Annotated in this window: 18 protein-coding genes; 13 read left to right on the plus strand and 5 right to left on the minus strand. The window is 42.0% G+C overall.

What is annotated here, in order from left to right; translation table 11 throughout:
• Positions 1 to 47 precede the first annotated feature (47 nt).
• The 7 genes from MSBRM_RS14120 to MSBRM_RS14145 all read left to right on the plus strand — a co-directional run bounded on the left by MSBRM_RS14120 (position 48) and on the right by MSBRM_RS14145 (position 5,354).
• Positions 48 to 632 (plus strand): DNA-directed RNA polymerase, encoded by a 585-nt coding sequence (locus tag MSBRM_RS14120; RefSeq protein ID WP_048121263.1) that lies wholly within the window; start codon positions 48 to 50, stop codon positions 630 to 632.
• Positions 633 to 649: 17 nt separating this feature from the next.
• The gene (gene spt4, locus MSBRM_RS14125) at positions 650 to 835 is read left to right on the plus strand and encodes a transcription elongation factor subunit Spt4 (RefSeq protein WP_011305323.1); all 186 of its coding nucleotides are present in this window, start codon (positions 650 to 652) and stop codon (positions 833 to 835) included.
• A 1-nt stretch (position 836) separates the two neighbouring features.
• Complete coding sequence (locus MSBRM_RS14130; RefSeq protein WP_048121264.1) at positions 837 to 1,424, plus strand: GTP-dependent dephospho-CoA kinase family protein; 588 nt, start codon at positions 837 to 839, stop codon at positions 1,422 to 1,424.
• A complete protein-coding gene (locus MSBRM_RS14135) occupies positions 1,405 to 1,710 on the plus strand; it encodes a 30S ribosomal protein S24e (RefSeq protein ID WP_048156092.1) in 306 nt (101 codons plus the stop codon). The genes MSBRM_RS14130 and MSBRM_RS14135 overlap by 20 nt, the downstream gene beginning before the upstream one ends.
• Before the next feature lie 15 nt (positions 1,711 to 1,725).
• Entirely contained in the window at positions 1,726 to 1,875 is a 150-nt protein-coding gene (locus MSBRM_RS14140; protein WP_048109017.1) for a 30S ribosomal protein S27ae, read from the plus strand.
• 437 nt (positions 1,876 to 2,312) lie between these two features.
• Positions 2,313 to 3,269, plus strand: a complete 957-nt coding sequence (locus MSBRM_RS21480) for a tetratricopeptide repeat protein (protein WP_230668899.1) — start codon at positions 2,313 to 2,315, stop codon at positions 3,267 to 3,269.
• Between the two features lie 42 nt (positions 3,270 to 3,311).
• Positions 3,312 to 5,354 carry a tetratricopeptide repeat protein gene (locus tag MSBRM_RS14145; protein ID WP_230668901.1) on the plus strand — a complete coding sequence of 681 codons (2,043 nt, stop codon included), beginning with the start codon at positions 3,312 to 3,314 and terminating at the stop codon, positions 5,352 to 5,354.
• Positions 5,355 to 5,430: 76 nt separating this feature from the next.
• Here the strand turns inward: MSBRM_RS14145 and MSBRM_RS20575 are convergent, their stop codons facing one another.
• On the minus strand, positions 5,431 to 5,628 hold the full coding sequence (locus MSBRM_RS20575) for a hypothetical protein (protein ID WP_141706503.1): 198 nt from the start codon (positions 5,626 to 5,628) through the stop codon (positions 5,431 to 5,433).
• Positions 5,629 to 5,640: 12 nt separating this feature from the next.
• Between MSBRM_RS20575 and MSBRM_RS20580 the strand changes: the two genes are divergently transcribed.
• The 3 genes from MSBRM_RS20580 to MSBRM_RS14155 are packed head-to-tail and all read left to right on the plus strand — an operon-like array spanning position 5,641 to position 8,058.
• Positions 5,641 to 5,832, plus strand: a complete 192-nt coding sequence (locus MSBRM_RS20580) for a hypothetical protein (RefSeq protein ID WP_141706504.1) — start codon at positions 5,641 to 5,643, stop codon at positions 5,830 to 5,832.
• 32 nt (positions 5,833 to 5,864) lie between these two features.
• The gene (locus tag MSBRM_RS14150) at positions 5,865 to 7,502 is read left to right on the plus strand and encodes a bifunctional N(6)-L-threonylcarbamoyladenine synthase/serine/threonine protein kinase (RefSeq protein WP_048121271.1); all 1,638 of its coding nucleotides are present in this window, start codon (positions 5,865 to 5,867) and stop codon (positions 7,500 to 7,502) included.
• A complete protein-coding gene (locus MSBRM_RS14155; protein WP_048121273.1) occupies positions 7,495 to 8,058 on the plus strand; it encodes an XTP/dITP diphosphatase in 564 nt (187 codons plus the stop codon). Before MSBRM_RS14150 ends, MSBRM_RS14155 begins: the two co-directional genes overlap by 8 nt.
• Positions 8,059 to 8,215: 157 nt before the next feature.
• Here the strand turns inward: MSBRM_RS14155 and MSBRM_RS14160 are convergent, their stop codons facing one another.
• Together MSBRM_RS14160 and MSBRM_RS14165 are read right to left on the minus strand one after the other, a co-directional pair.
• A complete protein-coding gene (locus MSBRM_RS14160; protein WP_230628915.1) occupies positions 8,216 to 8,647 on the minus strand; it encodes a hypothetical protein in 432 nt (143 codons plus the stop codon).
• A gap of 147 nt (positions 8,648 to 8,794) precedes the next feature.
• A complete protein-coding gene (locus MSBRM_RS14165) occupies positions 8,795 to 9,787 on the minus strand; it encodes an IS701 family transposase (protein ID WP_048155834.1) in 993 nt (330 codons plus the stop codon).
• Between the two features lie 659 nt (positions 9,788 to 10,446).
• On the opposite strand from MSBRM_RS14165, the gene MSBRM_RS14170 reads away from it, so the two are divergent.
• Positions 10,447 to 11,046: a hypothetical protein gene (locus tag MSBRM_RS14170; RefSeq protein ID WP_048156095.1), complete on the plus strand. Its 600-nt coding sequence runs from the start codon at positions 10,447 to 10,449 to the stop codon at positions 11,044 to 11,046.
• A gap of 45 nt (positions 11,047 to 11,091) precedes the next feature.
• On the opposite strand, the gene MSBRM_RS14175 is transcribed toward MSBRM_RS14170, so the two are convergent.
• Entirely contained in the window at positions 11,092 to 11,814 is a 723-nt protein-coding gene (locus tag MSBRM_RS14175) for a cyclase family protein (RefSeq protein ID WP_048156099.1), read from the minus strand.
• A 97-nt stretch (positions 11,815 to 11,911) separates the two neighbouring features.
• Positions 11,912 to 12,097, minus strand: coding sequence for a DUF362 domain-containing protein (locus tag MSBRM_RS19715; RefSeq protein WP_080941574.1), 186 nt, complete (start codon positions 12,095 to 12,097; stop codon positions 11,912 to 11,914).
• 130 nt (positions 12,098 to 12,227) lie between these two features.
• Here MSBRM_RS19715 and MSBRM_RS14180 point away from each other — a divergent pair, with 130 nt between their 5' ends.
• Positions 12,228 to 13,289, plus strand: coding sequence for a radical SAM protein (locus MSBRM_RS14180; RefSeq protein WP_048156101.1), 1,062 nt, complete (start codon positions 12,228 to 12,230; stop codon positions 13,287 to 13,289).
• Between the two features lie 269 nt (positions 13,290 to 13,558).
• Entirely contained in the window at positions 13,559 to 14,143 is a 585-nt protein-coding gene (locus MSBRM_RS14185; protein WP_048121281.1) for a metal-dependent hydrolase, read from the plus strand.
• Positions 14,144 to 14,152: the final 9 nt, after the last annotated feature.

Below are 14,152 nucleotides of genomic sequence, written 5' to 3' on the forward strand. Positions count from 1 at the left end.
TTTTACCGGGCAGCATTAAATTGATTGTTTTTACGGGTGATTAGCAGATGTATAAAATGATGAAGCTCGTTGATACGGTCCGTATCCCTCCTACCCTTTTAGGGGAAGAGGTGTCGCAAACTGTTAAAAACGCGTTAAGAGAAAAACTCGAGGGTCAGGTTGACAAAAAACTTGGTGCCCTCGTCGCAATTTGCAAGATAGTCGAGATAGGAGAAGGGCATATCCTCGTAGGAGACGGAGCAGTATATTACGATGTTACATTCGAAGCAATAATGTTCGTGCCTGAGCTCCAGGAGATTATTGAGGGTGAAGTTGTTGAAACCGTTGGTTTCGGAGTTTTCGTAGGGATGGGACCAATGGACGGCTTGCTTCACGTCAGCCAGATTACGGACGATTTTATTTCATACGACGCCAAGAACGCAAGGCTTGTGACAAAGAACGGAGGAAAATCCATTGCTGAAGGTGACCATGTAAGGGCCAGGGTTGTCGCTGTAAGCATTAACGAGAGAGAACCCAAAGAAAGTAAAATAGGCCTTACTATGCGTCAGACTGCTCTTGGAAAGCTGCAGTGGATTGAGGAAGCCCGTAAAAAGAAACAGTCTCATGAAGCTGTTCCTGAAGGAGCTGCCTGAAAAGGAAGAGGATTTGTATGGCAGAAAAAGTATGTCGACATTGCATGAGAGTTCTGGAAGGGCAAAACTGCCCGATCTGTGGGACTTCAGACCTTGCAGAGGAATGGAGTGGGCTTGTAATTATCCTGGACCCTGAACGCTCAGAAATAGCAAAAAAGCTTGGGGTTGACATTCCTGATAAATTTGCTTTGAAGGTGCGCTGATTTGAGTGTTCATATCGAGCTTCCAAGAGAACTTCGTCCACTGATGAAGAAACCCCTAGGTACGCTTTACAGGGGCAAGGGCAGGGATACTATAGAGAAGTTTGAAGGAGAACTTGGAAGCCCCACAAAACTTATATCCGTAGGGGATGTTACTACCTTCCACCTGCTTGAGGTCGGAATTATTCCGGATATCTGTATTGTGGACAACCGTACCAAAAGAAAGCCGGTTTCCAGTGATGTCTCAGCCCGGAATATGGACAAGGTTTATAGCGAAGTATCTGTGGACAACCCTGCAGGAATTATTACCGATGAATTAATTAAAACCCTTTGTGAAGCGTTTGCTTCCGAGAAGCCTCTCAGGATCTTTGTAAGGGGAGAAGAGGATCTGGCAACCCTTCCTGTAATCCTTCTGGCTCCTCTGGACTCTGTAGTCCTGTATGGACAGCCCGATGAGGGTGTGGTCTTTGTAAAGGTCACTGAGGAGAAAAAAGGGGAGATAAGAACTCTCTTTGAAAAACTCATCAGCAAAAATCAGAATTACGAATTGGATAAGCTACGGAGAATTTTAGATGGACATAAGAATTCTTAAAGACAAGGATAATGCACTTTTAAATCGAAGGGAACTGGATTTCATTGTGAAATATGAAGGTTCGACTCCTTCCAGAAATGATGTCAGGAATAAACTCGCTGCAATGCTGAACGCCCCTCTTGAACTGGTGGTAGTCCAGAAAATGAAAACCGAATACGGAATGAAAGAAGGTAAGGGCTATGCCAAAATCTATGAAAATGCCGACCGTATGAAGGAAGTAGAACTGGAATACGTCATGAAGAGAAACACTACCCCGGGAACGGAAACTGAGGGAGAAGAGGCTTAAGCGAGGTGCATATAAATGGCAGTAAAAGATTACTATAAAGTCCAGGGCGACTCCGTAACAAGAATCAAACAGTTCTGTCCCAGATGCGGACCAGGTACGTTCCTAGCCGATCACAAGAACCGCCTCGCCTGCGGGAAGTGCGGCTATACCGAATTCAAGAAGTAATCCATTTCAAGAATTAATCTGACTCTTTTTCAATCCGAGCCGCAGGAGATTGCCTGCGGTTCATTTCACTCACCCGAATTCCGTCACCCGAGTTTTTTTTGGAGGAAAGGGACATTTTTAGATCACTTCATTAGCTCAAGAGGACTGAATTACTCGAGTTTCGGGGTGGAAGGAGACATTTTAGATCACTTCATTAGCTCAAGAGGAACGAATTATATGAAGATATTTAACTGAGCCAAGAGAGCTAATTTTCCATCGAATATCTTTTTATGATAAAATGTCCAGGCCTAACTATTCAGGCTTAAGTTTAAAGGAGCCGGCGAATTCCTGGAAACTAAATCAGTAACTATCTTCTACGCCCGTATTTATAATAGGTATCGTATATAATTAAATGAATTTTAAATTTGCTAAATTTTACTAAAAGATTCCGAGGGCTTATGAATTTTCTTTATGCCAGAGCCTGGTACAGTAAAGCTCTTGCTCTTTTGAACTTGAAAAACCAGATCGGTGCAGAGAAAAATTTTGAGAAGGCACTTGAGGCTTTTGATGCCGTACTTAAGGTAAATCCTGAGAATAGCGTCGCCTGGCAGTACAGGGGAAATATACTTCGCTATCTGGAACGTCCGGAAGAAGCGCTGCAGGCTTTTGAAAAGGCACTTGATTATGATCCTGAAAATATTCCTGCCCAATACTTCAAAGGGCTTACCTTCGGATACCTGAACCTGCCAGAACAGGCGCTTGAAGCTTTTAATGGTGTACTTGGGAAAGATGAAAAGCACATCGGTGCCCTGTACTACAGCGGGCTTGCTTTAAAACAGCTCTCACGAGACAAAGAAGCACTGCAGGCTTTTACCAGAGCATCCGAGTTAAATCCAGAAAACCTGAAGATCTGGTACTATAGAGGAACAACCCTGTCCGTGCTTGGGAGAAATGAAGAAGCACTTGAGGCTTATGGAAAAACCCTGAAACTGGAACCTTCGCATTCAGGAGCATGGGAAGGCGAGGCAAAATCATACCTTGCCCTGGGAAGAAGGAGAGAAGCTTTGAGAACCTGTGAAAAGGCTCTGGAACTCGAACCCGCATCTGCTGCGGCCTGGGAAACTCAGGGAAGAATTCTCGAAAGCATAGGAAGAAAAGAGGAAGCACTTTCAGCTTTCGAAAAAAGCCTTATCCTTGAGCCAGGAAACGTAAAAAACAGGCTAGAAAAAGGCAGGCTTCTCGGACAGCTTGGCAGGCCCCAGAAAGCTCTTGACGTGTTTGAAAGTGTGCTTGAACTGGACAACTCTATTATAGAGGCAAAAGCCGGCAAAGGAAAAGCCCTGCTGGCACTTGGAAGATACCAGGAATCTCTTGATGCTTTCAGGAAAGTTCTTGAGACCGAGCCTTTAAGTTAGGAAGGATGGAGAGGAACAGGCAACTGCTTTCTAGCTATGCGGATGCCTCATGAAGCTTTGCAGGCTTATAAAAAAGCCCTTTCCTCTGGAACTGAAAATTGCGGCATTTTTTGCGGTCTTGGAAAGGTATATTATACGCTTGGGGATTATTCAAGAGCTTTTGAAAGCTTCGAAGAGGCTCTCAGACTTGATTCAGAAAACCTTTTTGCGTGGAACGGAAGGGGAAATGCACTCTATAAGCTTGGAAGATACAGTGAAGCTCTTGAGACCTATGAGACCCTCCTGGAACTTGACTATGAAAGCCTGCCTGCACGATATAACCGTGGTGTCACTATTTCCAGACTTAGGCATCAAGATAAAGACTTTGATGAGATTCTTGAAAGTCAGCTTCAGACAGCTTTTAAAAAATATCTGGAATTATCTGGAGGGCTTCCTGAAGGAGAAATTGGAGGTGAGAGCTGGAAGTACCGGGGTTTTGCTTTTGCCGAGTTGGGAGAGTATGGGGAAGCTCTTAAAGCTTTTGAAAAGGCCACAAAAAATGAATATGAAAGCTCTTTTCCTCGGGTTTGCAAAGGAATCACCCTTCTCTGCCTGAAAAATTATGAAAAAGCCCTGGAAACGTTTGAAGATGCCGAAAAGGATCTTTATGCAGCCACAGAAGCAGAGAAAGCAATAAAAAATGGGAAGTACAAAGAACCTGGGAGTTTAAGCCCTGATGAACTAAATTTCAGGCTGAAAATTCTCTGGAATGCTAAAGGGCTTACTCTGGATGCCCTTGGAAGATATCAGGATGCTTTAACAGCTTTTGAGAGCGCCAAGAAACTTACTGAAGCTGAGAATATTGCATGTTCTGGAAAAAGCCTGGTTTTTGCGCACTGTGGAGAGTGGGAAAAAGCCCTGAAAGCGTTTGACAGAATCCTTACCCTCGACCCTCAAAACACCCAGGCTTCAGTCATGAAAGCTTTTGCCCTCATAAGGCTGCAAGAGTTTGAGAAAGCCATTTCAGTCCTTGAGAATCTGACAACTGACGAGATTAACTCGGATTTACCTTCGTGCCTGCTGGGCTTTGCCTGTTTCCGGCTGGGAGATTTTGAAAGAGCTCTTAAGGCATACAGGAAAGCAATCTATATAAATCCAAAAAATTCTCACGCAAAAAACGGGCTCGCGGAGCTTTACTTCAGGCTTGGGGACAGCAGGAGTGCATTAAAAGAACTCGAAGCTTCCATTGCAGAAGCCCCAGAGAATTCATTTTCAAGAAACCTTAAAGGTCGGGTAGAACTTGAAGAGCAGGCGTGTGAGGAAGCACTTGAGTCCTTCAGGCGAGCTCTTGCCCTGGATTCGGAAGACCAGAGACTGCTGCTCTGGGATGTGTACGCGAGATATGTGTACGCAGAAGCATCTTTTGAGGAAAATAGCGCACGATTCAGGCATATGCTTCTTGCAGCTGCAGGAAAACTTGAAAAAGCAGCCATCTGGCAAAGGTCCGAAGATAATGAACTGAAAGCTTATGCCCTTTATTTTCTGGGACTTTTTTATTGCCGAGTGCATTACTTCCGAAAAGCCGCCGATCGGCTTAATGAATGCCTGAGATTGAATCCCCCAGCCGAAGTTAAAAAGCCTGCAGACTTGCTCCTTAAAAATCTTCGTACAGGTCCTCTGAAACCTGCCTGGTGGAAATGGTGGCTTGATGCAAGAACAAAACGCCTGCTTAAAAAGCTCAGTTTCGGGTTAATTTTCCTTATTATATTTGGTCTTCTGCTGTCCCATCCGGCAGCGTCATCCCTTCCAATTATCTCCTGGCCCGCAGCTTATATAAATCACCTTTTTTCTCTCACAGGGAATATTTCATGGCCGGTTTACGGTAGAGAATACATAGTCTTTATCCTGTTTTTGTTTTTCATCCTGCTCCTACCCGGTTTCAGGCAAGGCAAACCGAACGAAGAAGAGCTTGAACCTCTTACGCCTCCATACCCTGATCTCGATATTCCTGAATCCATACTTGAGGAGTTTGGTGAAAAGCTTGAGAAAAGCCTGTTCTCTCCCGAACCTATGGAAGAAAGCGTGAGAAAACTCGGAGATTTTTGAAGCGAGATTTTTGAAGCTCTGGAAAAAAGTAAAAGTCCGCTTAAACGAGTGAAATGAAATCTATAAATTCTATAAATTAGCCCTCTTGAGCGCAACCGTTGCGCCGGTTGATCACGCCGATAGGGTTCGGGAATAAGTTCCTCGAATTCAAACGTTGCCAGAGTTTTCTGTCAAGCCTTTTTTGAAAAGGCTTGCGGTTAAACAGTTTTTTAAAAAGGCTTGCAGGTAAATCAACCCATTTCATCGAGTTGAAAAAACAACTTCTCTTGTCCATAATTCAGCCCTCTTGAGCGAAGCGAAAAGGGCTTCGTGCTGTTGCGATTACATCGCAACTCCCAGAAACTCTACGATTTTCTGTGATCCCGATGCGAAACTCGGGCAGCGAAACGACCCCGTCCTCCCGAGACGGAACTCGGGTGACGGAACTCGGAAGATGCAAACGTATATAAGTTCTCTCCTGTATTATCGAAGGCAGTGACAGCAAAAAGGACTGGAAGGAGACCGTAAGCCTTGAAAAACACGTTCATCCTTGGAATCGAGGGCACTGCCTGGAACCTGAGTGCCGCAATCGTGACCGAAACCGAGATTATTGCCGAGGTCACAGAGACCTATAAACCCACAGCCGGGGGGATTCATCCCAGGGAAGCAGCCCAGCATCATGCAAAGTACGCAGCCAGCGTTATAAAAAGGCTTCTTGCAGAAGCAAAAGAAAAAGGAGTCAAGCCTTCAGATATTGATGGGATAGCTTTTTCCCAGGGGCCTGGACTTGGGCCGTGCCTGAGGACGGTTGCAACGGCAGCCAGAATGCTTTCCATATCTCTTGGAGTTCCACTGATAGGGGTCAATCACTGTATCGCTCATATCGAAATTGGGATCTGGAGAACTCCTGCAACGGACCCTGTCGTTCTTTACGTAAGCGGAGCCAATTCTCAGGTTATTTCCTATATGGGAGGACGGTATAGAGTCTTTGGTGAAACCCTGGATATAGGGCTTGGAAATGCCCTTGATAAATTTGCTCGGGGAGCTAACCTGCCGCACCCCGGAGGGCCAAAGATTGAAGCATATGCAAAAAACGCAAAGAAATATATCCATCTCCCCTATGTGGTAAAAGGCATGGACCTTTCCTTTTCCGGACTTTCCACGGCCGCCAGCGAAGCCCTAAAAAAAGCTCCTATTGAGGATGTCTGCTATTCTTATCAGGAAACAGCTTTTGCAATGGTTGTTGAGGTTGCAGAGCGAGCACTTGCTCACACCGGAAAAAAAGAAGTCTTGCTGGCAGGAGGAGTTGGGGCAAACACAAGACTCCGGGAAATGTTAAACGATATGTGCGAGGCCAGAGGCGCGAAGTTCTATGTGCCCGAAAAACGCTTCATGGGAGATAACGGGACAATGATCGCATATACCGGGCTTCTGATGTATAAGTCCGGAAACACTCTTTCCCTTGAAGACTCTCGCGTAAACCCCAGTTACCGGACTGATGACGTGAAAGTGACCTGGATCCAGGAAGGAAAGATGAAAAGGGTTCCTGAAATTTCCCCCGGAACTTCTCTCAAGCTCGGGGAAATGCTGGATAACGGAGCCGAGGCTATTGTTTACCTGGAAGAAGGACCTGAAGGGAAGAAAATACTTGTTAAGGAAAGAGTCCCGAAAGCTTACAGGTATAAAGAAATTGATGAAAGGATCAGGGTCGAAAGAAACCGGACAGAAGCCCGCCTGATGTCTGAAGCCCGGAGACATGGAGTTTCTACGCCGATTATCTATGATGTGGAAGATTTCAAGCTCAAGATGCAATATATTGATGGTGTCCCCATAAAATACCTGGTTACTCCTGAACATTCAGAAAAAGTAGGAGAACTTGTAGGGAAACTCCACAGTGCGGGTATAGTACACGGAGACCTTACAACCTCAAATCTCCTGCTTGCAGGCGAGAGGCTTTATCTCCTTGACTTCGGGCTTGCATATTACGACAAAGGACTTGAGGCCAGAGGAGTAGACGTTCATGTACTATTCCAGACTTTTGAGAGTACACACCGTAACCATGAGGCCCTTATCGAAGCTTTCAAAAAAGGGTACCAGAGAACTTTTATAGATTCAGAGGATGTACTCAAGCGTGTTGAAGAGATAAAAAAGAGGGCTCGTTATGCATAAAATCGTATTTGTTACGGGAAATAAAGGCAAATTTGCCGAGGTAAGGGATATCCTCAAGTCTTTCGGGATTGAAGTAGTTCAGAACAAAAACGGCTACCCTGAACTTCAGGAGGACGACCTTGAGCCCATTGCAGCCTATGGGGCGCAGTATGTTGCAAACAAAATGAACATGCCTGTAATGGTAGATGATTCCGGGATTTTCATAAAAGCCTTAAACGGCTTTCCAGGCCCTTATTCTCGTTTCGTAGAGGATAGACTCGGAAACCCTAAAGTGCTTAAGCTCATGGAAGGGGAAAACGACAGGACAGCGTATTTTAAGACCGTTATCGGATACTGCGAGCCCGGAAAAGAGCCTCTGGTTTTCCCGGGTATAGTTGAAGGGAAAATCGCGTATGAAGAGAGAGGTACAGGCGGTTTTGGGTACGATCCTATTTTTGAGTACCAGGGAATGACTTTTGGAGAGCTCGGCGATATTGAGAAAAATAAAGTTTCCCACCGACGCAGGGCTATTGACAGTTTTCTGGAATGGTATAAGGGTAAACTTGAAAAAACCTGAAAGTAAGACTTGACAGTAAGATTTGACGGTAAGATTTGACGGTAAGATTTGACGGTAAGATTTGACAACAATTATAACAGTAAGAATAATTAATCTGCAACTGCAAAAAAATTGACTGGAAAGGATTGTTTATATTAATCCTTCCCTATTTCCACGCTTACTCATATTCTTTTAGTTTATCTTTAAGTAGGCTAAGGGCTACACTGAGCTGGTTTAGACCCAGTTTCAGAGCGATAGTTATAATCTTATTGTTTGAAATATTACCAAACTCTCGTTTGATTGCAAATAAATCCATAATACACTGCTGATCCAGAACAAGTGGCCCATCAAGCAGATCTTTTGAGGTCGAATTCGGCTTTTGACCTTTGAACTCAACTTTCCTTTGCCCTATGTTTATCCCAATCTCCGATTTTGCAGTTCTTCCTGCGGCCTCAGGTAGTCCTGTCTTTTCCCCATAGAGACATTCCATTTGCTGGAGACAGTGAGCCAGGCAAACGCTCTTTATGAATTCTTCAACTTCCATACCACTGATACCTGCATATTTCTTTATTTCGGCAAGTTGTTCTTCCGAAAAACAGATACAGAGCAAGTTTTCGTTAGACTCTTCTTCTATCCCAAACCCTCCATATATTTATCATTGTCTCTTGATTTTCTGTATTTTTATCCTTTGATGATTTTAGGAGTTACGCAGTTGGCTCCTAGCATATTGTTTTTTCCAAACTTTCAAATATTTGAATTAATTTAACGTGTATTGGGGATTCCTTAAGTATTCTGTCACTGCCACTCTTCTAATTTTCATAGCACTTTCAAACCAGGATATTCCACTTTTGATTCTTTGTAATTCCAGTCTAAGAAAAGCTCTTAATGAGAACATTATATGTGCTCTTTGTGATTCTTCCTTTCTTGCCTGACATTTTTCGACACCACAGAACTGTTTTATTCCCCTATGATATTCCTCAATTTTCCATGACTTCTTTGCCAAATCTTCACGTTTTGCTTCATCCATCTCTTGCACATCTGTAACCCAGTGTTGCGTGTCTCCATTTTTTGAAACTATCCTAAACACCTTTACAAATCCATATGCTTTGAGGTGAACCACACGTCCTTTTGGAGGAATATCTACTGTTTCAAGTGGCACATTTCCCTTGTTGTCAGGATTTACCAAACGATTATTTTTCAATCTTGTAAGGAAATGCCACTCTTTCTGTCTAATGGCTTTAAGGTTTTTCACACTTGCATACCATGTATCAAATAAAACGAATTTGGGATTAAAACCACGTTCTTCGGCCTTGTCAAGCATATCACGGAAATGGTCATTCTTTGTTTTGTCGTCTACATCGATGTTATAAATTCGAAAATCGATAGGTATAACGGTTGTACCGTCAGTCCAAACTAAGGTAACCAGGCCTATTCCCTTTACAGTACGATGATGTTTTCCACTCCACATACGACGAACAAAAGCAATTTCTTCTGCGTATGGTTTATCTAATGTTGAATCATCAACAATTAGGTATCCTCCCTTAAGCTTGACATAACTTTTTACTTCCTCCCATAGTGCTTCCGTGTCTGGAGGTTGCCTTTGAAGGCAACGAGTAAAAGCATCATGAGAAGGAGCATTAGCTATGTCTGGATAACATCTAGCAGCTTCAGTACAGCTAAAAACGTTAGAAGCCGCAATGAGAAAATTAATGTAGTCAATGTCGGTACACTTAGGTGGATTTATGTCCATAACTCCGTACGTTTTTAGAGAAACACTAAGCCATAAGTATATTTATAAAGATATCAAGTTTTCGGCATTTTAACTGCGTAAGTCCTAGATTTATTCTTTTCTTCTTTATTGTTTATGTTTTAATCTATTCTTTATCCTTCAAGTTTTCCTTTTACTTTGTTATTCTCAAAGTTATCTGTTAATCAAAAATATTTTAATCAAAGACGTTTTAATTAAACCTAGATTCGGCAGGTCGACATAAGGAATTTAGATATTTTTTTGATATCGTTTTTGAATATTTGATAAATTTGCATTAAGTTTAAAACTGGTTAACGTGTAGCTTAACTTCCACGACACATATAAACACTGAATCATTTTTCCATTAAAGTTTAGTATGAGAGATTATGTTTGAATCATATGTAAACCTCACAATTGCATATAACAAAGGATCATCATTTTAAAATCGCCATCAGTAAAAATTATCGAAAATGAAATGTCGACCTGCCGAATCTAGGATTAAAGATGTTTTAATCAAAAAGATGTTTTAATCAAAAAGATGTTTTAATCAAAAAGATGTTTTAATCAAATTTTGTCCATTGTTAAAGGTGATCTATTAACCAATGACTATCTGTTTAAAATATAGGTAAAATTTTTTATTATGTGTAGCATGTTACTTGTGTATGAGAAATCTTGCTTCCGATACCACTGCTGCGGATACTATTCCTCTAAAAATCGTTGTGTATCTAGGTCTGATTGCAGTTGTGCTAATTCTGGCAGTTCAGGCCTGGCATACCATGAATCCTGTTCTGGAAGATGCGCAAATTAAAGCTCAGGTTGAGGCCGCTTCTTTGTCTATCCATTCAATTCAGGAAGGATATGCACGAGATTCTGCTGAGAGTTACAGTCCTGAAGGGACGATGTGTAATCTCAAATTTACCTTTCCTGCGTCAGTCAAGTATATTAGTTTCGGAGTGGACCCTGATCCCGAATGCAATGGGCAACTGCACGATTCGGAATGGGTTCTTGAAAACAACACCATTATTTACCAGTATAAAAACGGAGTTAAAAAGAGATTATTTCTTGAAGGAAAGCCGGTATACTTTATAAAAGGTGAGAAGGATTCAGAAGGAATATGGATGCCCTCAGGAAGCCAGGAAAATTCTCTGACGCCGTTATCTCTTGAAAAAACGGGAGTTTTAATCGAGTATCCTGTTTCAGGAGAATTTGTGTTGGAGCTGGTCATGCAGAACGGGATAAGGTATACCATGTCTCATTTTTGAAGGATGAAAGGATATTCTGAAACAAAAAAAATCAAAAATGAGAATTCAAGAATAAGTAACTAACAAGGCTCTTGCAGGTGCACCATCACAACCTTCAATTTTGAGGGGCAGGCAGATGAAGAAATAGGTTCCGGCTTCTATGTAACTGAGTTCAAGACATTCTACTATGTTCACATTACCTGAAAGAAGGATATGATGGGCAGGTAGGTTTTCGGAATAAAAATTATCCACAGAAAAACTATCAATCCCTATCGTCTTGAAGCCTTTTTCTACAATCCAGGCTGCTCCGCTTTTGTCAAGATATGCAGAGCCGGATTTTTCCTTCCCAGACTCCGTGTTTTGAGAATCTGACTCTTCGCCAGGGGGACTAACCTTACATGCGTTTCCTTGTTTCCGGGAAAAAGCTTCTGTCTTCAAAAGTAGGATAGGGATATTTTCAGGAGCTCCCATGTTCCGGAAGGCCTTTTCAAGGATGAAATCAGTCAGTTCACCTGATTGTGATGAAAAATCGAGAATCAGGGCCTTGCCCATGAGGTTTTTGAGTTCCAGTTTGTCAATAGTCAGGCCATTTTTCAGGATATGAGAAGGAGCATCAACATGGGTGCCGGTATGACTTCCAAAACTTAACTTTGAAACAGCACAACCTTCTTCTTCAATAGTAAAGACCTTCTCTATTTCAGGTATCGGGTCCCCAGGAAAAATCTGTGTAAGAGGGGAAATTGAGGTTGTAATATCTATAATTTTTCCATAAATTGAAATCTTATTCACCTCAACTGGAATTTCTTCACACTAATAGAAATCCCTCTACATTAGTAGTAATTTTTTTATGATAACACTTTATTCCATATTTTTTTATATTAACACCTTATTCCATATAGATGATAGCCTTGTTTGGACATACGTCTATGCATTTCATACAACGGGTGCACTTATCTTGATCGATTTTTGAAAGCTCGTTTTCCTCATAAATTGCATCCACAGGGCAGACATCTTTGCATTTTCCGCACCTTTTACAACCGAAAACCACGACGTATCCATTTTGTTCTGACATTTGTGAACCTTTGGCACTTATGAATATATTAGTTTCTGAAAAAAGCTCCTCCTTTATAAAGCTGTCTCCATACTTTTAATCTGGAGACAAAAACAAGTTATATATAAAAAAAGAATATGCAGGTTCTGGTATGGAAAAGTTCACTGAAGATAAAACCGGCTCTTTTTACAGTTATCTTTCTGAAGGGTGCAGACTCTGCCAGGAGGGTGCCAAAATGGTCCTTTTCGTAACAGGTCTTTGCCCTAAGAACTGTTTTTACTGTCCGCTTTCCGATAAAAGACGAGGAAAAGACCTTGTTTTTGCGAATGAGAGGCTCATAAGCAGCGATGAAGATTTACTGAAAGAAGCTGAGCTTATGGATGCTCTTGGTACAGGAATTACAGGCGGAGAGCCCTTGCTGAAGCTTGAAAGAGTCCTGCATTACATCCGAATGCTCAAAGCTTCTTTCGGAATAGAGCACCACATCCATCTTTATACTTCCCTGGCTCCTGGCAGGCAGGTCCTTGAAAAGCTTGCAGATGCAGGACTTGATGAAATCCGTTTTCATCCGCCTCAGGAATGCTGGAATGATCTTAAAAACAGTCAATACGCAAATTCTCTGCAAAACGCAAAGGAGCTTGGAATCGAAGCCGGAATCGAGATTCCTGCCCTTGAAGATGCAGAAAAAGTTTCAGCTTTTGCGGAAGAAATGGGAGTTTTCCTTAATCTGAATGAACTGGAATTTTCCGATAATAACTCCGAAGCCCTGCTGAAAAATGGCTTTTGCCTTCAATCCGACACATCCAGTGCGGCTGCCGGATCCTGTAAATTTGCCGGGATTGCCTTTGAGAAATGTAAAAAGACCCATTTTTGTTCCTCAATATATAAGGATGCAATCCAGCTCCGCAAAAGATTTCAGCGAATCGCAAAGAATACTGCAAGAGAGTTTGACGAAATCACTGAAGACGGTACACTGGTATACGGAGTAATTGAAGGAGGAGACCAGAAACTTGCAGAAAAAACTTTGCAGGAAATGGAAATCCCATCTGAACTGTTTGAAATAAAAGATGGAAAAATCGAGATTGCATGGTGGGTACTTGAAGAGTTAAAGGAAGACATTAAAGAAGAACTGGAACCTTCCGGATCAAGGCTTACCATTATTGAAAGATACCCATTTGAAGACGGAATGCTTGTTGAGCTAATTCCTCTTTAAGCTAATTCCTTAAACTAATTCTTCTTTAAGACAGTCTCCGGGCAAATAAGCAGGCAAGGAAAAAATTCATTCCTGAATTCATAAGTCGTCTTTAAAGTTAATTAGCTCCTGCAAAACTCTCTTTTAAGGAGAAATATTACCGGCGTAGTGTTTTAAAAAATTTTAAATAGTATGTGTGCCAACTTTAACTAAATTTAAAAATTTTTATGAAATAAGTCGCTCTCTAAATTTAAAAATCATTACCTTTAGAAAATCCTAAGTGTTTTCTTATGCCCTACCCGGTTGTACATGTGCTATTCTTCGTATTCTGTATAAGTGCAGTAGCAGTTTTTGCTGCTGTCAGATCGTTTTTTCGAGGGGGGCTCTCTCATAAAGGCTTAACGAATTTAATATTTCTGCTATTCGTAGGCAGTATCTGTTCCTTATTTCCAGATATCATGATCATTCACAGCCTGCTCATAAACGGTACTATGGAGCATTGCTGGGCCGGCCCGATTCCAACACATTCACTTTTATTCAGTTTTCTCGCAGTCCTGTTCGGAACCGTTGCAGGATATGCTAAATACAGGGAGCCTGGCAGGGCAATGTATCTCGGACTTTTTGCAGAGGCAGCATTTGCATCTCACCTGTTGCTCGATGACATCAGTGAAGGCGGCTGTGAATACCTTTATCCATTATACGAGAAAAAAATCAGTGTATTTTCAATGATGGACGTGGGTTTTCGGGGAACCGGAATCTTTGATTACTTGATGGCATCTTTTGTGTCGGTCTTTTTTGTTTGTTCCATAATAATGATGGCACTCTTTGCCCTGAGTAAGTACGATTTTGAGCTAAACTACAAAGCAGAAAAATAAAATACCTAA

The sequence above is a fragment of the Methanosarcina barkeri MS genome (assembly GCF_000970025.1).
In the GTDB taxonomy this organism is placed as follows: domain Archaea; phylum Halobacteriota; class Methanosarcinia; order Methanosarcinales; family Methanosarcinaceae; genus Methanosarcina; species Methanosarcina barkeri.

Excerpts from the sequence above, each read along its gene's own strand:
- MSBRM_RS20575 (WP_141706503.1), bottom strand. The coding sequence starts at position 5,628 with ATGGACAAGAGAAGTTGTTTTTTCAACTCGATGAAATGGGTTGATTTA.
- MSBRM_RS14145 (WP_230668901.1), top strand. The coding sequence starts at position 3,312 with ATGCCTCATGAAGCTTTGCAGGCTTATAAAAAAGCCCTTTCCTCTGGA.
- MSBRM_RS19715 (WP_080941574.1), bottom strand. The coding sequence starts at position 12,097 with ATGTCAGAACAAAATGGATACGTCGTGGTTTTCGGTTGTAAAAGGTGC.
- MSBRM_RS14180 (WP_048156101.1), top strand. The coding sequence starts at position 12,228 with ATGGAAAAGTTCACTGAAGATAAAACCGGCTCTTTTTACAGTTATCTT.
- MSBRM_RS14185 (WP_048121281.1), top strand. The coding sequence starts at position 13,559 with ATGCCCTACCCGGTTGTACATGTGCTATTCTTCGTATTCTGTATAAGT.
- MSBRM_RS14140 (WP_048109017.1), top strand. The coding sequence starts at position 1,726 with ATGGCAGTAAAAGATTACTATAAAGTCCAGGGCGACTCCGTAACAAGA.
- MSBRM_RS14170 (WP_048156095.1), top strand. The coding sequence starts at position 10,447 with ATGAGAAATCTTGCTTCCGATACCACTGCTGCGGATACTATTCCTCTA.
- MSBRM_RS14120 (WP_048121263.1), top strand. The coding sequence starts at position 48 with ATGTATAAAATGATGAAGCTCGTTGATACGGTCCGTATCCCTCCTACC.
- MSBRM_RS14165 (WP_048155834.1), bottom strand. The coding sequence starts at position 9,787 with ATGGACATAAATCCACCTAAGTGTACCGACATTGACTACATTAATTTT.
- spt4 (WP_011305323.1), top strand. The coding sequence starts at position 650 with ATGGCAGAAAAAGTATGTCGACATTGCATGAGAGTTCTGGAAGGGCAA.
- MSBRM_RS14135 (WP_048156092.1), top strand. The coding sequence starts at position 1,405 with ATGGACATAAGAATTCTTAAAGACAAGGATAATGCACTTTTAAATCGA.
- MSBRM_RS14155 (WP_048121273.1), top strand. The coding sequence starts at position 7,495 with ATGCATAAAATCGTATTTGTTACGGGAAATAAAGGCAAATTTGCCGAG.
- MSBRM_RS21480 (WP_230668899.1), top strand. The coding sequence starts at position 2,313 with ATGAATTTTCTTTATGCCAGAGCCTGGTACAGTAAAGCTCTTGCTCTT.